This window comes from Psychromonas sp. MME1, assembly GCF_041080865.1.
Classification (GTDB): Bacteria; Pseudomonadota; Gammaproteobacteria; order Enterobacterales; family Psychromonadaceae; genus Psychromonas.
This window is the reverse complement of the sequence record NZ_CP160906.1, coordinates 1,414,648-1,439,386: the sequence shown is the minus strand read 5'-3', so window position 1 is coordinate 1,439,386 and position 24,739 is coordinate 1,414,648. Positions and strand designations below refer to the sequence as shown.

21 protein-coding genes are annotated in these 24,739 nt (G+C 40.4%); 12 read left to right on the top strand and 9 right to left on the bottom strand.

Translation table 11 applies throughout. The annotated features are described in order from the left end of the window. Nucleotides 1–76 precede the first annotated feature (76 nt). Nucleotides 77–373, bottom strand: coding sequence for a hypothetical protein (locus tag AB2N10_RS06660; protein WP_354624502.1), 297 nt, complete (start codon nucleotides 371–373; stop codon nucleotides 77–79). A 297-nt stretch (nucleotides 374–670) separates the two neighbouring features. Between AB2N10_RS06660 and AB2N10_RS06655 the strand changes: the two genes are divergently transcribed. Beyond that, complete coding sequence (locus tag AB2N10_RS06655; RefSeq protein WP_354624501.1) at nucleotides 671–1,477, top strand: Cof-type HAD-IIB family hydrolase; 807 nt, start codon at nucleotides 671–673, stop codon at nucleotides 1,475–1,477. Between the two features lie 71 nt (nucleotides 1,478–1,548). Here the strand turns inward: AB2N10_RS06655 and AB2N10_RS06650 are convergent, their stop codons facing one another. After that, nucleotides 1,549–3,228 carry a hypothetical protein gene (locus AB2N10_RS06650; RefSeq protein ID WP_369434528.1) on the bottom strand — a complete coding sequence of 560 codons (1,680 nt, stop codon included), beginning with the start codon at nucleotides 3,226–3,228 and terminating at the stop codon, nucleotides 1,549–1,551. 215 nt (nucleotides 3,229–3,443) lie between these two features. On the opposite strand from AB2N10_RS06650, the gene AB2N10_RS06645 reads away from it, so the two are divergent. Both AB2N10_RS06645 and AB2N10_RS06640 read left to right on the top strand, forming a co-directional pair. Continuing rightward, nucleotides 3,444–3,905 (top strand): GNAT family N-acetyltransferase, encoded by a 462-nt coding sequence (locus AB2N10_RS06645; protein WP_354624499.1) that lies wholly within the window; start codon nucleotides 3,444–3,446, stop codon nucleotides 3,903–3,905. A gap of 194 nt (nucleotides 3,906–4,099) precedes the next feature. Next, nucleotides 4,100–5,620, top strand: coding sequence for a GNAT family N-acetyltransferase (locus AB2N10_RS06640; RefSeq protein ID WP_369434527.1), 1,521 nt, complete (start codon nucleotides 4,100–4,102; stop codon nucleotides 5,618–5,620). A 95-nt stretch (nucleotides 5,621–5,715) separates the two neighbouring features. Here the strand turns inward: AB2N10_RS06640 and punC are convergent, their stop codons facing one another. Further along, complete coding sequence (punC, locus tag AB2N10_RS06635) at nucleotides 5,716–6,927, bottom strand: purine nucleoside transporter PunC (RefSeq protein ID WP_354624498.1); 1,212 nt, start codon at nucleotides 6,925–6,927, stop codon at nucleotides 5,716–5,718. Nucleotides 6,928–7,028: 101 nt separating this feature from the next. Here punC and punR point away from each other — a divergent pair, with 101 nt between their 5' ends. Then, nucleotides 7,029–7,931, top strand: a complete 903-nt coding sequence (punR, locus tag AB2N10_RS06630; protein ID WP_354624497.1) for a DNA-binding transcriptional activator PunR — start codon at nucleotides 7,029–7,031, stop codon at nucleotides 7,929–7,931. Nucleotides 7,932–7,972: 41 nt separating this feature from the next. On the opposite strand, the gene AB2N10_RS06625 is transcribed toward punR, so the two are convergent. Further along, a complete protein-coding gene (locus tag AB2N10_RS06625) occupies nucleotides 7,973–8,482 on the bottom strand; it encodes a MerR family transcriptional regulator (protein WP_369434526.1) in 510 nt (169 codons plus the stop codon). 182 nt (nucleotides 8,483–8,664) lie between these two features. On the opposite strand from AB2N10_RS06625, the gene arsB reads away from it, so the two are divergent. The 4 genes from arsB to AB2N10_RS06605 all read left to right on the top strand — a co-directional run bounded on the left by arsB (nucleotide 8,665) and on the right by AB2N10_RS06605 (nucleotide 11,595). Continuing rightward, nucleotides 8,665–9,741: an ACR3 family arsenite efflux transporter gene (gene arsB, locus AB2N10_RS06620; protein WP_354624495.1), complete on the top strand. Its 1,077-nt coding sequence runs from the start codon at nucleotides 8,665–8,667 to the stop codon at nucleotides 9,739–9,741. A 28-nt stretch (nucleotides 9,742–9,769) separates the two neighbouring features. Continuing rightward, a complete protein-coding gene (locus AB2N10_RS06615) occupies nucleotides 9,770–10,504 on the top strand; it encodes an NAD-dependent deacetylase (protein WP_369434525.1) in 735 nt (244 codons plus the stop codon). 242 nt (nucleotides 10,505–10,746) lie between these two features. Beyond that, complete coding sequence (locus AB2N10_RS06610; protein ID WP_354624493.1) at nucleotides 10,747–10,953, top strand: cold-shock protein; 207 nt, start codon at nucleotides 10,747–10,749, stop codon at nucleotides 10,951–10,953. Nucleotides 10,954–11,085: 132 nt separating this feature from the next. Next, nucleotides 11,086–11,595, top strand: coding sequence for a YgjP-like metallopeptidase domain-containing protein (locus AB2N10_RS06605; RefSeq protein WP_354624492.1), 510 nt, complete (start codon nucleotides 11,086–11,088; stop codon nucleotides 11,593–11,595). On the opposite strand, the gene oleD is transcribed toward AB2N10_RS06605, so the two are convergent. The 5 genes from oleD to mnmC all read right to left on the bottom strand — a co-directional run bounded on the left by oleD (nucleotide 11,581) and on the right by mnmC (nucleotide 18,420). Continuing rightward, entirely contained in the window at nucleotides 11,581–12,651 is a 1,071-nt protein-coding gene (gene oleD / locus AB2N10_RS06600; protein WP_354624491.1) for a 2-alkyl-3-oxoalkanoate reductase, read from the bottom strand. The genes AB2N10_RS06605 and oleD overlap by 15 nt on opposite strands. 12 nt (nucleotides 12,652–12,663) lie before the next feature. Continuing rightward, the gene (gene oleC / locus AB2N10_RS06595; RefSeq protein WP_354624490.1) at nucleotides 12,664–14,319 is read right to left on the bottom strand and encodes an olefin beta-lactone synthetase; all 1,656 of its coding nucleotides are present in this window, start codon (nucleotides 14,317–14,319) and stop codon (nucleotides 12,664–12,666) included. Beyond that, the gene (locus AB2N10_RS06590) at nucleotides 14,319–15,200 is read right to left on the bottom strand and encodes an alpha/beta fold hydrolase (protein ID WP_354624489.1); all 882 of its coding nucleotides are present in this window, start codon (nucleotides 15,198–15,200) and stop codon (nucleotides 14,319–14,321) included. Before AB2N10_RS06590 ends, oleC begins: the two co-directional genes overlap by 1 nt. Nucleotide 15,201: 1 nt before the next feature. Next, nucleotides 15,202–16,251, bottom strand: a complete 1,050-nt coding sequence (locus AB2N10_RS06585; protein WP_354624488.1) for a 3-oxoacyl-ACP synthase III — start codon at nucleotides 16,249–16,251, stop codon at nucleotides 15,202–15,204. Nucleotides 16,252–16,404: 153 nt separating this feature from the next. Next, complete coding sequence (gene mnmC / locus AB2N10_RS06580) at nucleotides 16,405–18,420, bottom strand: bifunctional tRNA (5-methylaminomethyl-2-thiouridine)(34)-methyltransferase MnmD/FAD-dependent 5-carboxymethylaminomethyl-2-thiouridine(34) oxidoreductase MnmC (RefSeq protein ID WP_369434524.1); 2,016 nt, start codon at nucleotides 18,418–18,420, stop codon at nucleotides 16,405–16,407. A 112-nt stretch (nucleotides 18,421–18,532) separates the two neighbouring features. Here mnmC and fabB point away from each other — a divergent pair, with 112 nt between their 5' ends. From fabB to AB2N10_RS06560, 4 genes are all read left to right on the top strand, one after another. Beyond that, nucleotides 18,533–19,744: a beta-ketoacyl-ACP synthase I gene (fabB, locus tag AB2N10_RS06575; protein WP_369434523.1), complete on the top strand. Its 1,212-nt coding sequence runs from the start codon at nucleotides 18,533–18,535 to the stop codon at nucleotides 19,742–19,744. Nucleotides 19,745–19,809: 65 nt separating this feature from the next. After that, on the top strand, nucleotides 19,810–20,931 hold the full coding sequence (locus AB2N10_RS06570; protein ID WP_354624485.1) for a 4-phosphoerythronate dehydrogenase: 1,122 nt from the start codon (nucleotides 19,810–19,812) through the stop codon (nucleotides 20,929–20,931). A 14-nt stretch (nucleotides 20,932–20,945) separates the two neighbouring features. After that, nucleotides 20,946–21,959 (top strand): aspartate-semialdehyde dehydrogenase, encoded by a 1,014-nt coding sequence (locus AB2N10_RS06565; protein ID WP_354624484.1) that lies wholly within the window; start codon nucleotides 20,946–20,948, stop codon nucleotides 21,957–21,959. 147 nt (nucleotides 21,960–22,106) lie between these two features. Then, nucleotides 22,107–24,572, top strand: coding sequence for a FimV/HubP family polar landmark protein (locus AB2N10_RS06560; RefSeq protein ID WP_354624483.1), 2,466 nt, complete (start codon nucleotides 22,107–22,109; stop codon nucleotides 24,570–24,572). Nucleotides 24,573–24,739: the final 167 nt, after the last annotated feature.

Below are 24,739 nucleotides of genomic sequence, written 5' to 3'. Positions count from 1 at the left end.
GCGAGTATCTGCTTATCAATTCAGACTAAATCTGACATGTCGACTTGAAAAGTTGAGAGTTACCCGTTGTGCATCTTTATAGTGAAGATATTGGTATGTTGTTAATCTCTAGCCAAGTATCGATATCTGGTGCCGTTATTGACAGTAATAAATGTTGTTCTTTGGTTGTTATTATCTTGATGCTATATGCCCGCAACCCTTTTAATTGTATTTTTTTAGTATCAATATGTTTATGCAAATAAGGGCAACGATTACATGGTAAACAGCAAACTGTAGCAACGTCACACCGCACTGCATCCTTAAGGTCGTTAATGAGCTCTTTTGCAGATAATTCGGTGTAATGTAAAAACCTTGTTTTGAAATTCGTTACCACGATTATTCCTTTCAGCAAAGTGAAAATAGTTACAAGAGAGTTAGCAATGAAAGTATAGGTAAATAATTATTATCTGCACAAAATAAATGCTTATCCTATGTTACTTTAATGTGTTTTTTACTGACTTTACATTTTCTAGTGCCTTGGGCATATTGTAGAAAAACGTTATTTTAAATACTTTAAAAATCACTAAAAACTAATCATTAAAATGAGCCTTTATTGTGGTTCTATTGATTGAATAAATTATGTTATGCTCAATTTTTCCTCCTCTCCAGTACAAGCAAAACGAGAATTTATATGTATAAAATTGCAGCATCAGATCTTGATGGTACGCTACTCACTTCCGATCATAAAATATCCCCATTTACTAAAAACATATTAACGCAATTACATAATCAGGGGGTTGACTTCATTTTTGCAACAGGTCGTCATCATATCGATGTTGCTCATATGAGAGAACAATTAGGTATTCCTGCATTTATGATCACCTCAAATGGTGCCTGTGTTCATGATTGCGATAATCAAATCGTTTTTAAGCAAAATTTATCCGAGAATATTGTTGCCGATGTCATCGAAATGATTAAAGGCGATGAAGATATCCACGTTAATTTATACCGCAGTGATGATTGGTTAATTAGCAAGGATGAAACCAAAAAGTCTGCCGTGGGAGACCATTTTCCCTACAAACTATTTGATATTGAAAATCCACCATTAACTGATATCGCTAAAATATTTATCACGAGAGAAGATAGAGATCATGATAAGTTAGTAATGTGGGAAGATAAAATTAAAGCTAAATTTGCTGACCAAGCCAATATTGCCTTTTCTACGCCTTACTGTTTAGAAGTGATGGATTTGGGGGTGTCAAAGGGACATGCACTTGATGCCATTGCAAAAATGAAGGGTTATCAATTACGAGATTGTATTGCTTTTGGTGATGGGATGAATGACTTTGAAATGCTCTCTATGGCAGGAAAAGGATTGGTGATGGGCGGTGCGCATCATAAAGTTAAATCAGCTTTACCTGATAATGAAGTGATCGGTGATTGCGATGATGAAGCCGTGGCCCATTATCTATCTAAATACCTGCTTAAGTCATTTTAATCATGCACGGTTAATCGATATTAAATGGTAACGGATAAGCCAATAAAGCGGAATTTAATCCGCTTTATTTTTTAATCGTCGTAGGGGCCATTGTGGCAATCATAACAGCTGATTGGATGGCCCGCTGAAAAGTTTTTATCTCCCCATTCCTCTGTCATAAAACTACGTGCAGAAAATGTTTTAGAGAGGAATGAACCTCTGAAATCTGCCCCATGGCACTCTGCGCAGCTCTGAGTATTATGCTCTGCATATTCCTTATGTTCATCCACCCAACGTTGTCCAATACTGTGCATTCCATGTGGACCTTGGTTAGTTGTCCATGGTGGCGTAGCGTGGCATACCGTACACTCCGCAATGGTTCCACTGTGCCCCTGAAGCGCAATACTTTGCAGGTTATCCTCTTCATGACTGCTTGGGTAAATCGCGTGGGTTGAACCATGGCATGCAGAACATTGCATCTCGCCATGGCCACGGCTAAAGCGATACAGATTGCTGCCAACCAGTGGCGTGTTGTCGTTGGTGGCAAAGCGTTTATCCAATGCTGGGCGTAGTGTACCTGCGTCATCGATAACGGCTGTCGTATGGCGCATACCAGCTTGGTGGCAAGATTGACAGTCGGGTTCATCGAACCAACCATTGCGCCCATGTTGGCCAACAGCGCTCATATTGCCGTGGCAACTTTGACATTCAATCAATGGGCTGCCATCGGGGGCTTTGGCTTTGCCCATTGCTCCGCGTAGGCATTCGGTGGTTGCACCCGGATGGCAGGCGTAACAGCTGTCGCGATTATTGTCATCATTCAAGGTTAAACTGCTTTTTGGTAAGGTGACATTAGCGTGTAAAGCATGCAAAGCCGTTGTTAATGGTGGAATACCATTAAATCCATTGGTGCCTAATGCATTAGATTGATGGCAGATGGCACAAAGAATCGGGGTGCCTTGAATCGCCGTTTCATATAAAGAGCTGCTGTAGTGATAGCCATTTGCTTGCAGTGCTTGCAAGTAATGACTGATATCATGTTTATCATCATGGCGTCTAAGAATGTTAAGTTTGAAATCTTTGAGTGGATCGGCATTGTTCACCCACCCATTTTTTGGCGTTGCATTAATATGAGTATTTGACGCATGGCACTGCTGGCAATCCATTTCATCACTAACAGGCAGCACCACCTGTGCGGTGGCTAAAAGGTTGCCGACAACATCTCTAGCCACCACTTTCACCATCGGATAGTAGTTTTTTTTGCCATTGTCATCATAGTTCATAATAGGAATGCCATCAGCTTCCCACCACGCATGTTGATTATTGTAGGCGAGCGGTTGTGGTGCAGTGCTTGGGGTCATATTGCCAGCTAAACCTATATTATCATTGAGTTTCACAGCAAAGAGTTGTAGTGCGTAATCCCAAAAATTGGTTTTACTGGCACTTTCTGTGTTGAGGTCGCCTGCAAGGCTTGGGGCTGATTGGTAAGTTATTGTGACACCGGAGGTAACATGTTTATCGATGTTGCCCTCTTTGAGAATAAGCTGCGCTTTGAGATCATTGTAAGGAGGGAGAATAGAGAATACCGAATAATCTTTTCCGTCGACGCAGTGCATACCCAGATCGTTCCAAGCTAACAGAGTGTAGTTATCTGTTTTAATCGGTGGTATGTCGCCATTATCACCACCTGAATCATCACTTGTTGATGAACCGCCACCACAACCAAATAAAGTGGTGAGTGTAATAGAAACAGCTAAGATGAGTTTTTTCATTGTACTTTTTCCTTGTATTTTTTAAGCGATTTAATCGCTTCGATAAAATACAGAACTCATTTTATTGTAGTTCAACTTATAAAAAGTGATAAGCTCATAGCGTTCCGCTGGGCGTGATTGATAGTAGCCTCTGCGTTTTATAAAACCGCTATCGCTGTATAGTTATCTCAATTGTTATTATGAGTTATGGTGGAAAATTTAATTGGAAGAATATAATGGCAACATGGTATGTGAAACATTTTGATGAGTTAACGGTAGATCAACTTTACGATATTTTAAAATTAAGAGTTGATGTTTTTGTCGTTGAACAGCGCTGTTATTATCCTGATATTGATGATTTAGATAGGGATGCCCAGACAAAGCATCTGTTTTATTATATTGATGGTAAAATTGCGGCTTATCTTCGCGTGTTGGCCATGGGAACAACCTACGCCGACTGCATTTCACTCGGTCGAATTGTGGTTGCACCTGAATTTAGAGGCCGAGGGGTAGGGAATCAATTGCTACAAGAAGGTTTAAAAATATGCCTGCAACAATTTAAAGGGCAACCCCTTAAAATATCTGCGCAACAACATCTTGAAAAATTTTATACTGCACATCATTTTATGACTGTATCCGATTGCTATCTGGAAGATAATATCCCTCATATTGCAATGCTATACCAACAGGTAAAGTGAAATAGATCCACCTGTCGAGCTGGCATATCGTAGGGCAAGGAAAAAAGATCCCAGCACCGTTGTTATAAAATATTTATGCAGTTTTTTGTCGTTATTAATCGCTAATTCCTTATATAATCTGTCTTTAATTATTGATGCAGCGATGTTAAATTGAAAAGTAGTGATCTTTTGTCATTATAAAATAGGGTTTTGGGATGCAAAATATAGAAAATGTCGAATTAAAATTATTGAGTCTTGATGATTATCAGGAATTAAAAGACGCTATGATTGAGGCCTATAGCAGCCTGGTGAATCCCTATTGGGAAGAGCATCAAATCGAGTCGTTAATTAGTAAATTTCCAGAAGGGCAAGTGGTTATTAAAGTTAATGACCAAATCGCAGGTTGTGCATTATCCATTCAAATTGATTATGACGACTTTGATGATGCGCACACCTATAATGATATTACTGGCAACGACACTTTTAATACACATACCCCCGATGGTGATACCTTGTATGGTATCGATGTCTTTATAAAATCAGAGTTTCGCGGTTTACGGTTGGGGAGACGCCTTTACGACTATCGCAAAGAGCTTTGTGAAAGATTAAATTTAAAGGGGATAACTTTTGGTGGACGCATTCCAAATTATCATAAATATGCCGATAAAATTTCACCCAAGGAATATATCGACAAGGTAAAGCGTAAAGAAATCCATGATCCCGTACTGAACTTTCAAGTTTCTAATGATTTTCATCCTGCTAAAATATTAAAGGGCTACCTTGAAGGGGATACGGGATCGAATGATTACGCTGTACTATTAAAGTGGAATAATATTTATTATGAAAAACCAAGTAAAAAAGCGGCTCCAGATAAAAAACTGGTGCGTCTTGGTTTAATACAGTGGCAAATGCGTCCCTATAAAGATCTCGATGAACTGATGCAGCAAGCAGAATATTTTATTGATGCGGTGGCTGGCTATCGTTCCGACTTTGCACTATTCCCTGAGTTTTTCAATGCCCCATTAATGGCAGAAAACAACCATATTAGTGAGCCTCAGGCCATTCGAGAATTAGCTAAATATACGGAAACCATAGTACAAAAATTTACCGATCTAGCGATTAGTTACAACATCAATATTATTACTGGCAGTATGCCTGAGATCGTTGACGATAGGCTTTATAATGTCGGCTACCTTTGTAAACGCGATGGTACAAAAGAGCGTTTTGAAAAACTTCATGTTACCCCCGATGAAGCGAAAGTATGGGGAATGGATGGAGGCACTCAGCTTAAAGCCTTTGATACTGACTGTGGTAAAATTGGTGTGCTTATCTGTTACGATTCCGAATTCCCAGAGTTAAGTCGAATTTTGGCCGATGAAGGGATGGATATCCTTTTTGTACCATTTTTAACCGACACGCAAAATGGCTATTCTCGTGTTCGAACATGTGCACATGCGCGTGCCATTGAGAATGAATGTTATGTCGCCATTGCCGGGGGCGTTGGTAATTTGCCTAAAGTACATAATATGGATATTCAATATGCACAATCCGCTGTATTTACACCCTGTGATTTTGCTTTTCCTGCTAATGGCATAAAAGCGGAAGCGACGCCCAATACAGAAATGATACTAATTGCCGATGTGGATATTTATCTGCTTCGAGAGCTTCATGAATTTGGTAGTGTAAAAAATCTACAGGACCGTCGCCATGATATTTATCAGTTAAATAAATGTTAAATTTCGTGCATCGCTATTTGCGTCAATCACACGTCTATTTTTGATGTGTCGTGAGTCCTTACCATTGTTCATCTAATAGTAAGGACTCCTATTGATTAAAGTGCAGTGGCCAATTCACCTTCACTGAATTTTATGCGCTTGCTTAATTGATAACCGATCACAAAAACAATTGCGGCCGCGGACATCACCAGCGTTATTGCTATTAATCCCTGTACTGCGAAGGCGGCAACAATCGCACTGCTGATAAAGCAGAACATCGTTTGCAAAAAGTTTAATAAGCCTGCTGCTGTGGCACTGCAGGATTTAAAACCCGCCAAGGCTTGATTAATAATAATTGGGTATATTGCACCATTGGCAACCGCCACTAAGCAAAATGGTAATAAAATTGGCCAAATCGTGGTTATTTTAAGCGTTAACGAAAAAGTAAGTAAGATTAATACGGCACTGATTAATAGCAATAAAGCGTAGGGTAACACCTGTTTACCAGTAAAACGGTTAAGCAGAGCCCGGCAACCATATCCACCAATAATAAATCCGATAGTTTGGGGAATAAAACTAAGTGCAATCTCTTTAGCTGAATACCCCATTGCGTTCATTAAGAATGGTGAGCCCGTTAAATAGGCAAAAAATATCGCTGATGATGCACCAAACATGAGCATATTGCCGATGAATTGTCGCGAACTGAATATCTCTTGGTAATCATTTTTTAATTGAGTTAGTAGTTTGCTGGATTTACTACTATCTCTTTGGACGCTCTCTTTTTCTTTGCTAGCCATCACCGCTAATAAAGCGCCAAGTGCAACGAGCGTTAAAAAGATGCTGCGCCAGCCGTAGCTGTTTTCTAATACAACACCGACCAGTGGCGCGAGTGCTGGAGATAATGCAACGAGGGGCATGATGGTCGCAAAAACACGCTCTGAAGTTTGTCCCTGATAGCGATCGATAACGATAGCTTGCCAGATAACCGCGGCACTACAAGCACCTAAAGCTTGAAAAAAACGTGCCACTAAAAACCACTGTACGTTGCTAACGTAGGCACAGAAAAGAGAAGCTACACTGAATAAAACCATCCCTGCAATTAAGACTTTAATGCGTCCTAATCTGTCGGAGAGTGGACCATAAATTAATTGGCCACATGCCATGCCCAATAGAAATATTGTTAAAGATAAGCCAATTAACTTTTCAGAGGTGGCGAAATCTTGCTGTATGACGCTAAATGCCGGTAAATACATATCGGTAGCTAAAAATCCTAACATGCTTAAGCAAGCAAACCAGGTTAAGGTGATTTTGGACGGCGATTGATTCATGGTTTTCTCATGCAATTAATAAAAGAGTGCAGTTTAATGGTGGTTTTATTATCTGTGAAACGCTAATATTTGAACATTGCTTTCAAAATATTTGATTTGATATGTTTTCTTATAATGATCTAAAGGTAATTGATGTGGTTGCCCGCCGAGGTAGCTTTTCTGGTGCCGCGGAAGAAATGCACAAAGTACCAAGTGCAATTAGTTATACCGTGCGTGCGATAGAAGATCGTTTAGCGGTGAATTTATTTGTTCGATTGCATCGAGAAGTACAACTTACTAAGGCGGGCATTTACTTTGTTGAACAAGCGCGAGAGTTGCTTAAGCAGATGGATGATATTCGTTTACAAACACAACGTGTTGCCAATGGTTGGACAGCAAATGTTTCAATTGCATTAGATAATGTTGTACGAGAAAGTCGCGTCTCGAAAATGGTGGGGGATTTTTATCGACAATTTCCCGATGTCGAACTACATCTATCCATGGAAGTTTTTAATGGTGTATGGGATGCGCTTGCCGATGGGCGTGCTGATATCGCCATTGGTGCGACGATGGCAATTCCCGTGGGAGGCTCCTTTGCACATCGAGATATGGGATCATTAACGTGGAAATTTGTTGTATCAAAAAATCATCCCTTAGCTCAAATAGAAGATAAGCTATCTGTGCAGCAGTTGATTGAGTTTCCTGCGATCTGCTTAGAAGATACCTCGCGTACTTTACCAAAACGCGTTACTTGGCTAATGGATAATCAGCGCCGAATTATGGTGCCTAATTGGTATAGTGCACTGCAATGTTTGCGTGATGCGTTAGGGATTTGTCTATTGCCATCACATATCGCCATTCCCTTTTTACAATCTGGTGAATTAGTTGAGAAACAGTTGCAACAACCTCCACACCTTAGCCCCTGCTGCTTAGCATGGAACACTGAAACTATCAGTCCCGCAGCGCAGTGGTTATTAGATTATTTAGGTGATAGCGATCAATTGCACCAAGAGTGGTTGTCTTAACGTTAATCTATTATTGCCACATCCTTGCGGCAATATTAAGCTTACAGCGCTCTGATTTTAGTAATTTCTTGCTGCGATATGGCTAGAGACTCGAGGAATTTTTGGTGTTCCTGTGGCTCTAGTTGTTCAAATTTTTGATGCCATCTAATCATGTCATCTTCGCTAAAACCTGCTGCAACCATTATTTCTACCCAGCGTTCTTTATTCACCATTTTTTCCTCTATTAAGTTAGGCGTTTGTAATAACAGCACAATTGCCTTTTGTTGTGCTTTAAGGTTTTGAATTTCTTGTTCTAATTCATTGAAATGATCCTTTAATATCTGAGATTGTGATTTATCATTTTGTGCTAACAAGGTACGAATACTGGCAATAGACAAACCGTAGGATCGATAAGAGATAATTGCTTTTATTCGTAAAATTTCTTTCTCGCCATACCAGCGATAGCCATTTTCAGAACGATAAGCTGGCGCTAGGAGTTTCTCTTTTTCGTAGTACAAAATAGTTGTTCTAGAAATGGCAAATTGTTTCGCAAGTTGAGTGACAGTAAACATAAGTACCTCCTGTTTTGAACTGCTTCTACCTTAAACCCTATAGCTATAGACGGGTCAATGATATCATTGTAATCTTTATGAAAAATTTTGTGGTTATATAGTTACTTATAAAATCGACGCATATACTTAAGTGATGAGTAAAATCCTATAGGGTAGTTACTGAAATAATTGAGGTCATTAAGATGGCAGAAAAAAAATTATCAATTTTTGAACGTTATTTGACCATATGGGTCGTGTTTTGTATTGCCGCGGGTATTTTTTTGGGAAAGAGCGCACCGAGTGTTGCCAATACCCTAAATGAATGGTCAATTTATCAGGTATCCATTCCTATTGCAGTATGTCTCTTTTTTATGATGTATCCGATTATGGTGAAAATAGATTTTGCGCAGGTAGTTAAATCTGCAAAAACACCAAAGCCAGTTATGCTTACGTTATTTATTAATTGGGCAATTAAACCATTTACCATGTTTGCGATCTCCTATCTTTTTTTAGGCTATTTATTCAGAGATTTTCTACCCGGGACGGAAATTTTGGCCAATGGCGAAGAAGTGGATCTATGGCGCAGTTACATTGCGGGCACTATTTTGCTTGGGATCGCGCCATGTACCGCGATGGTATTAATGTGGGGTAATTTAGCAAAGGGAAATGATGGATTAACCTTGGTGATGGTTGCGATTAATTCGCTGATGATGCTGTTACTTTATGGGCCATTAGGCACTCTCTTGCTGAATGTAAATTCAATGCCAGTACCTTGGGAAACGATGACGCTTTCCGTGTTAATTTACGTTGCAATACCTTTGCTCGCTGGCTATTTTTCGAGAAAATTAATTCTTAAATATAAGGGAATAGATTGGTTCAACGAAAAATTTCTTGGTTGGTTAACGCCCGTTAGTATTACCGCGTTATTGATCACCTTGGTTCTGTTGTTTTCCTTTAAAGGGGAAATTATTGTTGCCAATCCATTAACTATTCTCTGGATAGCTATTCCATTGTTATTACAAACTCTCTTTATCTTTGCGCTAGGATATTTTCTTTTATCTAGGTGGTTCAAACTCTCATATCAAGATGCTGCACCAGTGTCGCTGATCGGTGCCTCCAATCACTTTGAAGTTGCGATTGCGACGGCTGTTATCCTCTTTGGGTTGTCTTCAGGGGCTGCATTGGCGACCGTAGTGGGGGTGTTGATTGAAGTGCCCTTGATGTTAATGCTGGTTTATTTATGTAAAAGAAGCGCATATCTATTTGCTAATAATGATTAAGAAGCAAGTGGACGAACAAGGAATGCAGATGGCAATTAATCTCTCTCAATATTCAAAAATATTCGTGCTAACCGGTGCGGGTATCTCCGCAGATTCTGGCTTGCAAACCTACCGTGGTAGCGGTGGTATATGGGAAGAGCATGAAGTTGAGCGTTATGGCTCAATCACTGCATTTAACCGTTCACCGGCGGACACTTGGCGATTATTTGGTAGCCTGCGAGAACCTGTGCTTGCAGCAGAGCCTAATGCCGCACACCTTGCTTTAGTGCAATTAGAAAAGCATTTATCGGCAGATCAAAAGCTATTGCTAGTGACACAAAACGTAGACGGTTTGCATCAACGTGCAGGTAGTAAAAATGTCATCAATTTACATGGCGATATTATGTATAGCAAATGTAGCAATTCACACTGTAAACTAGCACGTTATCGTGATCAGCAAGGACATCTGGATAGGACGCCTGAATGCCCGCTATGTGGGAGTCCAATTCGCCCTGATATTGTTCTGTTTGGCGAAGATATTCCGGCATTAAGTGATGGCGTTATTGAAACCTTTTTACAGGAATGCGATCTGTTTATTGCCATCGGCACTTCTGGTACGGTTTATCCGGCCTCTAATTTTGTCAGTATCGCAGCCTATAATGGGGCGCGAACCCTGTTGGTTAATCTACAACCGATGGGAACGATCAACCGCGCGTTTCAAGAAGAGTACCTTGGAAAAGCGCAAGATATCTTGCCACAGTTATTCACAGAATCATTAAAATAGAACTAACTTATTATATTGATGGGAAGTGTTTTATATATATGATTATTTACAAATGAGTACTTGACCGTTAATGAAAACACTATATAGTGGCGGTCAGCAAAAAAGAAAGCCTTTTGTTTACATTCTCCAATTCGTTGTTTTATTAATAATACCACGCACTGTAGTTTTTAAGTTCCAGTCTGTTTTTACGCTATCCCGCCAATATGGCATTCTTACATTAAATAAAATTACAGGATATTATTATGTCTAAAGTTCAAGGTACAGTTAAGTGGTTTAACGAATCTAAAGGTTTTGGTTTCATCGAGCAAGCATCTGGTCCAGATGTATTCGCACACTTCAGTGCAATTGCAAGCGAAGGTTTCAAAACTTTAGCTGAAGGCCAAAAAGTAGAATTCACTGTTAGCCAAGGTCAAAAAGGCCCACAAGCTGACAACATCGTAGCACTTTAATTTGCTGTGATATATTTAGCTCTTTATGAGTGCTAAATAATATAGAGAATGGTAGGTCCGTATGGATTTACCATTTTTTTTGCTTAAATTTTAATTTATATTCTCTCCATCCTCTTATTTACCGGTTAAGTCATGAAAGCATTACAATATATTGCCCATTACCCAGCAACTATTATTGCGCAAGTAGAAGGGCTAGTATCGGAAAATAAACTGGCGGCTTATTTAGTTAATAAATATCCAGAAAAAAACAGCATAAATAGTGAAAAAGCGCTCTTTGATTATGTGCAGGATTATAAAAAACGTTATGTGAAACAGTCATCACCGTTGAGTAAAGTCTGTTTTGATCCGAAAATACAGCTTGTTAAGCATGCCCTCGGGACACATACCTATGTTTCACGTGTACAAGGGGGGAAATTAAAAGCAAAGCAGGAAATCCGTATTGCAACGCTATTTAAAAATGCACCGCAGGCGATGCTCGATATGATAGTGGTTCATGAGCTGGCGCATTTAAAAGAGAAAGAGCACAACAAGGCATTTTATAATTTATGCTGTTATATGTTGCCTAATTATCATCAACTCGAATTAGATACCCGCCTTTTTTTGATCGAAAATGAATTAAATGGTGGTTTAGGCATTTATTGATGGTTTGAGTTTTTCCATCCCTTCATCAATCGAGATTAATGCTTCATAGCCAAGATCACTCTTTGCCGCACTGATATCAAAATAGTGGCTCGTTGATAACTGTCTTGCAACAAAGCGCGTCATAATTGGCTCCTGTTGTTTGCGTAGGGCAATATAAATCCACTCCAACAATGTTCCAACAGAGTATGCAAGTTGTGTTGAGACCCGTTTGCTGACCGCTGGTAGTTCTTTGCAAGCGAGTATCTTATTTAGCATGTCGGCCATCAAAATAGGCTCATCATTGCTTAGAAAGTAAGCCTTACCTGTACAGCGAGAGGCATTAGCGCATAATTCGACAGCGGCGAGTAGGTGGCCGTAAACGGCATTATCGATGTAAATCGTATCAACGAGTTTGTCCGTTTTTCCGACTAATTTTAGTTTACCGGCTTCTGCCCGTTGTAATACCCTAGGCGTTAAATGCGGATCACCTGGCCCCCATATTAAGTGTGGTCGTAGGGCGGTTGTTTTAAGATTTTCATGATTGGCCTGTAAAATTTTCTGCTCTGCAATTGCCTTCGAAAGGCCATAAAAATTTAAAAACTGTGCGGCATAGGGAGCCGATTCATCAATACCTTCTTCATCAACACCAGAAAAGGTAACGCTTGGCGTACTGGTATAGACTAACTGTTTTATATTATGTGCTAAACATGCCGCGATTATGTTTTCAGTTCCCTGTACATTGGGTAAGAAATAGGAATCTTTACTCCCCCATACCCCTGCTTTAGAGGCAACATGAAAAACCAGGTCACAATCTTGCATGGCATCTAACAGAGCCATTTCATCACAGATATCACCTTGTATTAGCTCGATCCCCATTGCCCGAAGTTCTGGATAATCACCACGAGCAAAACCCACAACTTGTATATCAGCACTGCGTAAGAATCGGCACAGAGCTTTACCTAAAAAACCACCCGCACCAGTGACAAAAACACGTTTCACCTTTCCTGAAAGTTGTTTTAGTACAAGTTGTTGTTGTGGATGTAATTCATTGAATACAGGAGTCGTGTTAAATGACATGGTTAATTTCGCTTATTTATTGATTTGTTGCTGCGCCCAAATAGCTAATTTTTCCCTAAATATTTTCGCGTTATGGCGAATATCCATCGGGAAATTTGGGTGCACTAAAAATTTTTCAATACCGACCGTTTGAGTGTGTCTATCGGCAATTAGCCGCAATTCAGTAAAAATCATTTTTGCGCTTTTATGCGTGTCACGATTAAGCTCGATGCACAACAGTGGCACTATATTCCCATTTTCTTCAATACTCACTAAGGCACTACGTTTAATCGCTTGGTGGGTGTTGAAAATACGCTCACAGGAGATGGAAAAAAAGCGCTTTTCTTGCTCATTAATGGTTGCTTGTACGCTGTGTGATGCGCGTCCACACATCCATAAGCGTCCCTGTTCATCGAAATAGCCGCTATCACCCATACGGTGACGTACCTGTTGACCATCTATAATTTTACTCGCCAGTGTTGCCTGATCGCGATGATAATAGCGCTCGCTTACTTGCGGTCCTTTTACTACAATCTCACCAATTTCATAGCTGGGTAAGCTAAGGCTATCGTCCCATTTGTCGATAATTTTATCGCTAATAGCGATGATTTTAACGTCCACCCCTGCAACGGGTAAACCGACACAAATACCGCCACCGGTATCGGTGATGCTATGGGTACGTAATAGCTGTGAACTGGCAATTTTACTGATTGGTAACGCCTCGGTTGCACCGTAGGAGTTAATCACTTCGCTATTACCTGACAGCAATTTGGTAAAGCGTTCAATGGATGGCAAGGTCGCAGGCGCTCCTGCACTGATAACTCGTTTTATGCTAGATAATTTGATTTGCTGTTTGTTGCCTGCTTGTCCTAATAGTTCGATTAATGCGGGGTTAGCAAATAAATTTGTGCATTGATACTTTTCAATTGCGGCAAAAATATGGTTAGGATTGGCTGTTATCGGTTTGCTTGCATCCATATCAGGTACAATGGAAGCCATTCCCAGTGCGGGGCCAAAAAGCGAAAATAGCGGAAAAGTTGCTAAGTCGCGTTCACCTTGTTTAATTTCATAATCATTTTTAAGCACATTTATTTGTGCTTCAAACATCGCATGTGAATATACAACGCCTTTCGGGCTGCCAGTGCTGCCACTGGTAAATAAGATAGCCGCCATTTCATGGTCAGCAAGTTGTACCATTTGATAAGAGCGATTGCTTTGATGGCGGCGTAATAAGGTGTTGAGGCTAATATCAGCAAAAAGATTTACTCCCCCCACATTAATGGTCTGTTTAATACTCTCTTTGCCCCAAGAAAATAGTTTTCTCGCTAGATGTGCCTTAGGGATACCAATAAAAACCTCTGGTTTTGCTTCAATAAAACATTGTTTGAGATTTTTAATCCCCATGCCGGGATCCACTAAAATAGGGACGATGCCCGCTTTGAAAAGTGCAAAAGTGAGTGCAAAAAAATCAATACTGGGTGTAACCATTAATACCGCCTTTGTGCCACGCTTCAGACCATATTGATTAAGCGCAAAGGCGATCGCATCGGAGCGTTCATTTAGTTGCTTAAAATTGATCTCTTGATAGCTTAATTTGGTCAATTTTTTTGTTTGTACTGCGACGGCAAGCGCATCGGGTAATTCACTTGCTGCATTGACCAGATGTTGGCAAAGGTTTGTATTACTCATCAATGATTGGCTGCCATAAATTGTTCAATAAGCGGGATCACCTCATCACTGGCATCTTCAAGAATATAATGGCCACAATCGGCGAATTCATGGCACGCTGCCTGTGGTAACTTCTCTTTCCATACCGCTAAGAAATGTTTGTCGAAAACGAAATCCTTCAGCCCCCAACAGATGAGGGTGGGGATGTTTTGATAATGCGCGAGACTAGCTTCTATTTCTGAAACTAATTGATAATTCACATCGCGTCTGAAAAGTGGAATATCCTGTACAAAACGCAGTGTAGAAATGCGATTGTTCCAAGAGTTGAAGGGCATAACATAGGCTTGACGGATAGCCTTTGCCATCGGTTTTCGCTTCACACCCACATAGGATGCGATCGAAGAAAAGGCATTAAAACCACGCACTAACACCGTGCCCAATAGGGTATTACGACAGATCCATAATGGCATCGGAAATCGTTTACTCTTTGGGATATGAAAAGCGGCGGTGTTTAATATCACCAACTGCTTGATACGTTCAGGGTGGCGCGCTGCGTAGCCCAGTCCAATCATTCCTCCCCAGTCATGTACAACTAGGGTAATATTCTCTTTAACATTGAGAGAATCGAGCAACGCTTCTAAGTCATCGATACGTGTTTTTAGGGTATATTTATAATCGCTGTCACTCGGTTTGTCAGATAAACCACAGCCAATATGGTCTGGGACAATACATTGATAATTGGCACTTAATGCAGAAACTAAATTGCGGTAATAAAAAGACCAACTTGGATTACCATGGACCATAACAACCGGATCGCCACTACCTTCATTAAGATAGTGATATTTTTGACCATTACGATTTAAGTAATTACGTTTAAAGGGAAATAAAGTATCTAAATTCATCTTACCATTCCAACCCTAACATCATGCAGTTAAGACCACTGCCTATACCGAGAAAACTTACTTTGTCACCTTTGCTTAAAAAGCCTTGCTCATGGGCAATGGCTGCGGTGACAGGGAGAGAGACTGTACCCATATTGCCAAGTTTCTGATAGGTCGGAAACTCTTTGTGTGCAGGAATATTTAGTGCAGCTAAGACTTGCTTTTGATTGGCTGAGCCCACTTGGTGACAAATAACTTTGTCAACATTTTCGCTTATCCAATTTTGCTGTGTTAAAAAATGCTGCCAAGTATTATAGGCAAGTGCTACCCCTTCTTTGAGTAATGGCACGGCATTAGTGCGCATAAACTCGCGATGCAGTTTTAAACCCACTTCTTGTAAGCCCCATTTACACAGGTCATGGTGCTCGGGCGCGGAAAGGTGACTGGCACCGAGCAATTTATGTTTACGGCTATTGGTGAGCGGTAAACTATCATCGGTTAATAAAACCGCCACTGCGCCAGAGCCTCCCGTCAGTGTTGCTAGGGATTGAGAAAAATTTTGAATGGTTGGATTTTCTAGCATATTGTCGATAGTGATATCGACGATATGGCGAGCAGATTCACAGGAAACGACTAATCCCGCTTTGATCTGTCCAAGCTCTATACGATTAGCCACATCTAAGATGCCTGTTAACACGCCTAAGCAGGCATTACTGATATCATAAATGGCAGTATGGTTGTTAACGCCAAGCTCAGCAGCTATTCGGCAGGCCGTGGCTGGCTCATGTTGATCTCGGCAGACGCCAGTATAAACAACGGCACCAATATCATTGATATCAATATCGGTTTCTGCAATGGTTTTTTTAGCGGCAGCAATGGCACCGTCGGATAAACGATGATTACTTGGCCACCAACGACGTTCTTGTATACCCGTTAAGGCAGCAAGTTGTCCCATAGGAATCCGTAATTTTTGATATAAAGGCGCAAGACGCGCTTCTAATTCGTTACTGGAAATGGCTTCTGGTGCCAATTCGTAAGCTAGGCTGTTGATAAAAACGCGGGAATATTTCATTAAACTGTATAATGTCTCATTAATTCTATATTTTAGTCAGGTTTATGCCGCGCATGGAGCATTCCCTAAAGTCGAGGGCGTAGATTAACGCAATTCTACCTTTTAACAAAGAGTAAAGGGAAAGAATATAAAGCTTATGGTCGTTATCGTTACTTATATCTTCATTTTTTTACCTTTTTGCAGGTAATTCACCCACTGCCTATTTGTTTGCATGGCATTTAATATGTTTTTTGATAAGGGGAGTGGCGAACCCTCGATTTGGCTAGCAAGTATTTCAGCGGCAAGGGGGGCTGAACATAATCCACGAGAGCCTAATCCGGTTAAGATGAATATATTCTCATAAAAGGGCGCATTTTCCGCCGGTAATGATTTTTCTGCATCTTCATAAAGCGTTTTGGTTGCTTCATAGTCAGCTAATGCGCCAACATAAGGGAAGTGGTCACGTGTGGTGCTGCGAATACCGATATGTGCCTCTTGATGGTCACAATCAATGGTCTCCGTCCATGCGCTGTTGGGGAGACATTTTTGCAGCTTAAGTTTATTTTCACGTTGCTCATCAAGTGCAAAAGATGGATCCATAATATGGCGCTTAAACGTCGCACCCATACAATGTTTCCCTCCATATTGTGGTGTTAAATAACCTTCATGGCATAGGGGGACTTGTAAATTTGAAAGCCAGTTATTGGTTGCAATATGAGTCACTTGACCACGAGCTGCCGATAACGGAATGGCGCGACATTGGGTAAAATTTAGTGTTTCGAATCCACAGGCCAATATTAATAGGTCATGTTCTCGTTGTTGCTCCATAAAATGCAATTTACAACCCGTTGGCGAGTGACTAAAAGAGTGTAGTTGCTGATTTAAATGGATGGTTAATTCACCTAACTGTTTAGCGCTGGCGAAAATAGCCCGGACCATTTGCACCGGGCTTAACCAGCCTGCAAGTGGATAAAAAAGCGCAGCGGTATCAATTTGTAAATTAGCGATATCATTACACTCTGTTGTACAAACGTACTTAACAAGTTGGTCGGGTAGCTGCGCCTGTAAAATTTTCTCTAATTTGTTTGTTGCGCTCTGATCATAGTAGAGCTGCAATAGTCCCGATAAATCATGGGCAAAGGGACTGCTTTGTTGCAGCTTTTGGACATAGTTACGTGAAAACAGAAAGGCATTGGCAAAGAATTGACTGAGCGAATTATGCTGCTGGTTTAATAATGGATAGAGTGCCCCCTGTTGATTACCTGATGCGCCCGATGCGATGTCACTATTTTGACAATATAGGGTGACTTTATAACCGCGTTTTATTAACGCCAAGGATAGACATGCACTGCTTATTCCCCCCCCGATAATGGCTATATCACGGCTACGTGTGGTTGCAGTAGGTCGGTAATGTTGTCCCTGTAATATTGATTTTATTGGGGATGATACGAGTTGCCCGACTAACATTTCCCGTTTTTTGCCATAACCTTTACGTTTGTTCATGTTAAAACCAGCTAAAGTTAATCCTCGTCGGACAAATCCTGCGGCAGTGAAGGTGGCGATGGTTGCGTTAGCCTTACAAGTCTGAGCTATCTGGGTAAAAAGCGCGTTGCTCCACATTTCTGGGTTTTTACTCGGCGCGAAACCATCGAGATACCAACAATCAAACAGCCCTGAGGGATAACAATAGAGCGTTGGCAAGGTGGTCGTTACATCACCAAACCAAAGGTCTAAGGTAATATCGAATTCATCTAAGGTTATGCGGTGGCATCCGGGGAGAGGCAGTGGGTATTGAGCGAGTAGCGGTGCAATAAAATTCTCGAGTAATGGCCATCTCTGTAAAGCCTGTTGTAAATCTGCAAGTGATAACGGGTATAGCTCAAAGCTAGTAAAATATAAACGCTTTAACGGAGCCTCGGGGTTTTCTCTTTTAAATTTTTGAAATTCCAAGCAGGTGATTAAAAAATTTAAACCTGTACCGAAGCCTGTTTCGGCAATGCTAAAAAAGGGCTGCGTTGATTTAAGCCATCGCTCAGGCAACGCATTACCCGCTAAAAACACATAAAGCGATTCCTTTAAACCTTCTTCTGTATTGAAGTAGATGTCTTGAAATTCAGGGGAATAAGGTTCTGACTGATCAGACCAGTCTATTTTTGCGTGTTGAATTAATTTGCTTTTACCTTGATACAAGTTATATTTCCCACTCTGTGCGATTATATTTGGATGCTCGATGTGTAGCTAACAAGTAAAACTACATTTCTATCATCATATAATTAGTCCCTCAAGCAATAAAGGCTTAATAATGAAAAGAGCAGTAATTACAGGTATTGGTATTGTTTCTAGTATTGGTAACAATAAAGAAGAAGTTTTAGCTTCACTTAAAAGTGGTAAATCAGGCATAACCTTCTCCGAGCAATTTGCAGAATTGAAAATGCGTAGCCACGTTTGGGGGGATTTAAAAATAGATCCATCGCAACATATTGACCGTAAAGTGATGCGTTTCATGGGTGATGCCGCTGCATATACTTATTTATCAATGGAACAGGCTATTGCCGACGCAAACTTACCACCTGAAATGGTCTCTAATGAGCGAACCGGCATCGTTGCAGGGTCGGGTGGTGGCTCATCTAAAAATCAAGTAGAAGCTTGCCAAATTATGCTTGATAAGGGCGTTCGTCGTGTTGGCCCTTACATGGTGCCTCGTACCATGGCAAGTACCACATCTGCATGTGTTGCAACACCTTTTAAAATTAAAGGTATTAACTATTCAATGAGTTCTGCGTGCGCAACAAGCTCTCATTGTATTGGTCATGCACTTGAGCAAATTCAGCTTGGTAAACAAGATATTGTTTTTGCTGGTGGTGGTGAAGAGTTACATTGGACCATGGCTTGTGAGTTCGATGCCATGGGTGCTTTATCAAGTAAATACAACGAAACACCAGAAAAAGCGTCTCGTACTTATGATGCAAACCGTGACGGTTTTGTTATCTCCGGTGGTGGCGGTATGGTTGTCGTTGAAGAGTTAGAGCATGCGCTTGCTCGTGGTGCTAAAATATACGCTGAAATTGTTGGTTACGGTGCAACATCAGACGGTTACGATATGGTTGCTCCTTCTGGAGAAGGTGCTGTTCGCTGTATGCGTCAGGCTTTATCGACGGTAGAGGGCGATATTGATTACCTTAATACACATGGTACTTCTACCCCCGTTGGCGACACTAAAGAGCTCGAGGCGATTAATGAAGTGTTTGGCGATAAAGCACCAAAGATTAGTGCGACAAAATCGCAAACAGGTCATGCTTTAGGTGCCGCTGGTGTCCATGAGGCCATTTATAGCCTGATCATGATGGAAAATAACTTTATCTCTCCTTCAATTAATATTGAAGAAATCGATGAAAAAGCAGTTAGTTTACCGATTGTTGCTAACCAAGCTGAGGATGCTAAATTGAACCTTGTTATGTCTAACAGTTTCGGTTTTGGTGGTACCAACGCAACCTTGGTATTTAAGCGTTACTAACCATTTAATTCGTTATTGATAATAAATAAAAAGGAGCTTACGCTCCTTTTTTTGTAGGAAATTAAATGAATATTTATATAGATGAAAATATTCCTTATGCACAGGAGTTCTTCGCTGAATTAGGCTCGCTACATTATTTTGCTGGTCGTAGTGTCACAGCGGAACAATTACGTCATGCCGATGTGTTATTAGTTCGCTCTATTACGCAAGTTAATGAGACGTTATTACACCTTAATCAGTCTCTTAAATTTGTTGGCACAGCAACCATCGGCACCGACCATATCGATCAAAAGTATCTACAAAACAGAGGCGTGGCTTTCAGCAGTGCGCCAGGGTGTAATAAGGTCTCTGTTGCGGAATATATTTTAAGTAGTTTGTTGGTACTCGCTGAAAAAAAACAGTTTCAACTCACCGATAAAACAGTGGCGATTGTTGGCGCTGGTAATACGGGTAGTGCGGTATTTCAACGTTTAACGGCTTTGGGTGTCAACTGTAAGTTATATGATCCCCCCTTGCAGCTAGCAGGTGATAAGCGCGATTTTTGTCAATTCAGCGATGTTCTCAAAGCGGATATCATTACCCTACATGTCCCTAAAATCACTGTAGGTCCGTTTCCAACGGTCCATATGTTTAACCATGAAGTGTTATCGACATTAACGAGTGGGCAGATTTTATTGAATGCATCACGTGGTGATGTGATTGATAATCAAGCCTTGTTAGAAATTGCCAACGGGCAGAAGTTACCCTCTCTCGTATTTGACGTGTGGGAAAATGAACCCAATATAGAAAAACGGTTGTTACCTTTGGTGGAAATTGCAACACCGCATATTGCCGGTTATAGCTTAGATGGCAAAGTACGTGGGACGGAAATGCTATATCAAGCATTAACCGATTTATTGTCGTTACCAACAACGTATACGTTAAAGGATTTCCTACCGACTGCTGCGATTAATGCTATCAATATTTCACAGACAGTGGACCAAACACTATTAAAATCACTCGTCCATCTGATTTTTGATGTGCGCAGAGATGACTATTTATTCCGTCAAATGATTGAACAAGTTGATGGTTTTGATACTATGCGAAAAACTTACCAAGAACGCCGTGAATTATCTACATTGACGGTTAACGCACATAAATCACAAAATGCATTATTAACTAGGTTAGGTTTTTCAACTAACGAGTAACAGCAAGGAATACAATGAAATCTGAATATAATATCGCGCTGATAGGTGACATCCATGGGTGTATTGAAACGACACTAGAAGTGCTTGTCAAACGAGACTTTCCAGTTGCTAAGGTTTACCCGCTTGCTAATGGTGAAACAGATATTGAAACCGTTATGTTTTCAGGAAAATCGCTAACTGTTAGCAATATCGAGGAATTTGATTGGCAAAAAGTGGATATCGCATTTTTCTTAACGGATATCGAAACCACTCAAAAATGGGCAGATGTCGCGAGTGAGTATTGTATTGTTATAGATAATAGCGGCACTTTTAGCGAAGATATTAACGTTCCATTGGTCCAAATCGGTGTTAATGACGACCACCTTGGCCGTTATTTAGAAACCAATAAAATAGCGATTCCAAGCAGTGAAAGTGCGCAGTTAAGTTTAGCAATTAAGCAGATTAATCAAGAAGTGGGCTTAGTACGTGTCAATGTTGCAAGTTATCACTCTGTGTCGGTAACGGGTAAGGTTGGCGTAACAACGCTCGCAGGTGAAACCGCTCGCTTGTTAAATGGCATGGCAATAGAGAGTTCTAACTTTCCTCAACAGTGTGCGTTCAATGTGTTTCCACAAGTTGGCGCGCTTGATGATGAAGGTATTAGTTTAAGTGAATTACGTTTAGTAAATGAAATACGTTCACTATTAAATGACCCCGCTATTATTGTTTCATCAACACAGGCTGTTGTACCAATGTTTTATGGATGTGCGCAAGCCGTACACTTACAAACGCATTACCCTGTCGAGCTTGATGAGGTTGCACAGTCATTACATCACAGCGATGGAATTGTGTTAGCAAAATCAGTTTGTGATTATCCAGACATGATTAATGATGTTATTGGTAATGAGAGCGTACAAGTCGGGCGATTACGAAAAGATGTTTGTGATCCATGTGGTATCAATCTATGGGTTTGTGCAGATAACATTCACTTTGGTATTGCGACAAATGCGATTATGGTTGCTGAAAAGCTAATACATACCTATTTATAATTTTGAATAGAATATTATAGTGGGCTAAATCTCAATTCTAGCCTAACTTTTTAGATAATTACACGGCAGTTGAATGAGCTAGTTTATTATTCAAGTTAATAGAACTGTTTATTAACGACTTATTTTTGCTTTTAACAAGGAATGGATATGAAGCGTCTCCTGCTTACTCTTGTATGCTGCTCTTCTTTAATATTTTCTGCACCACAAAGTTTCGCCCTTGATTTAACGGGACCTAATGGAGAAACTGCAACTTCTAATGGGCAATATGGGCCAATTACGACGAGTGAAACATTATGGTCAATTGCCTCTAAACTTAGACCGAGCGATAGGGTTAGTATTCAACAAACCCTTCTTGGTATCTATAAATTAAATCCTAATGCATTTTTTAACGGTAATATTAATAGACCGATTGCATCTTCGAATATTACCATTCCAACGTTAGACTTCGTTTTACAACAAACAGATAGAGAGGCGATGGCGTTAATTAACAAGTATACGCCTAAGCCTAACGTAACGGTAAATAAAGCCAAATCCAGCGTAACACCTGCTAAAAAAAATACTAAACCGGAAGCGCAATCAGTCGCACAGGCTCCACAAAAAAATGAGAAGTCGATTATTGCACAGAAAGCCGTAGATGAGGCATTAAAAGAAGAGTTATTGGTTGTAAAAAATGAATTGATCGCGCTTCAAGTTGAATCGGTAAAGCAACAAAATAGCTTTAATAGTCTCCAAGAAGATCTATTAGTTGAGACTGAGAAAAATCAAAAATTAATACAAATAATTGATCCACTTCGTGAAGAGCTCAGTTCAACACAGGCTGCACTGGAAGCCGAATTAGCGAATAATAAAGCTTTACAGATCACCCTTGCAGATTATCGAGCCCAATTAGACGCCGTTGCAGCTCGCCCATTTAGCGGTGAAGGGCTGTTTAATGAAGTATTACGTTGGATAACGTCTTCTTTGACCAACTTACTATTAGTGATCTTCTTCCCTATATTATTATTACTCGCTATTTTTGTCATTATCTCACGCATGAGTGTTAAAAAGTCATTAGCCGAGCAAAATGAAGAACTTGCACAATCTACAAGTATGTTGATGGAAGAGCATGGCAAATTTGATTCGCTACTAACTGAAGATATTTTTGCCGAAGGTGAGAGTGAGCAAGAAATAGATTTTTCTGCACAAGAATCCGCTGAGCCGGAAACCATCAATATTGATGATGACGAAGAAAATGACTTTTCATCAGAGTTGCAACATATTGATTTGGAGGAGATTATCCCTGGTGGTGACACTGCTCCTGAAACAATGGATGTTGATTTAGATAATAGTGATGTAGATCCATTCGGCATTAATGAGTTAGTTGAAAATGAATCATTATCGACGATTAATTTAGATGATGATGAACCCGCTCATGATGAGGATGATCCCTTTGGTATTGCAGCACTTGTTAATGCAGAAGATCTAATTAGTAATGATGATTTAGATTTGGCGGCGGAATGGGAAGCGCAATTAGCTGAAGAGGATAGCAATGTAAAGCAAAATGATGTTACGGAGCAAGATGAATGGAGTATAGACTCGGCCGTAACATCACCAAAAACAGATGAGGTAACTCAACCAGAAGTTATTAGTGAGAATATCACCGATCCAGATATGATTTCTGATTTGTTAGAGTCAACGCAGTCAAGCAATGCTAAATCTGTTAGTACTGAATTAGATGATTTATTAGCTCAGGAAGAACAGGAACAAGCCGATATTGATGATTTGCTTGCTCAAGCGCAACCCGACGAAACCGATATTGACGATTTGCTCGCACAAGCACAAACCGATGAAGCCGATATTGACGATTTGCTTGCTCAAGTGCCAAGCGATGAAGCCGATATTGATGATTTACTGGCTCAAGCGCCAAGCGATGAAGCCGATATTGATGATTTACTGGCTCAAGCGCCAAGCGATGAAGCCGATATTGACGATTTACTGGCTCAAGCGCAAAGCGATGAAGCTGATGCCGATGATTTGCTTGCTCAAGCGCAAAGCGATGAATCTGATATTGACGATTTGCTCGCGCAAGCGCAAACCGATGATGCCGATATTGACGATTTGCTCGCGCAAGCGCAAACCGATGATGCCGATATTGACGATTTGCTCGCGCAAGCGCAAAGCGATGAAGCTGATATCGATGATTTACTCGCACAAGCGCAAAGCGATGAAGCTGATATCGATGATTTACTGTCTCAAGCGCAAAGCGATGAAGCCGATATTGACGATTTGCTTGCTCAAGCGCAAACTGATCAAGATGAGATTGTTAAAAAGAATGATTTTATCGATATCGAGACATTGATGGAAGATAGTGAACAGTCTAATAATAAAGAAGATCTTTATGACGAATTTGATTTAGATTTCGGTTTAGATGAGTTTCCGGATGTTATTAATGCTGAGTCTGATATCGACATTGATGATGATGAAAATGGAGTAAGTGCGCAACTAGACTTAGCAAGAGCGTACCTAGAAATAGATGATAAAAAAGGGGCTAAGGAGATTCTATTATCTATTTTAAATAAGAGTAATCCAGTTCAGCGAGTTGAAATCGAAAAGCTTATACAACGCATTGAATAGTGGCGTGATATTTATAACAATAAAAAAGCCAGCTTTGCTGGTTTTTTTATATATTCACTGTGCAAGGAATGTAATAATCCTAACCAATTTATACAATCCGCATAAGTATCTGCTCTATCTTGTTGGGTAAAATAATAGATAACAGCGTTGCATTCAATCGTAATAGC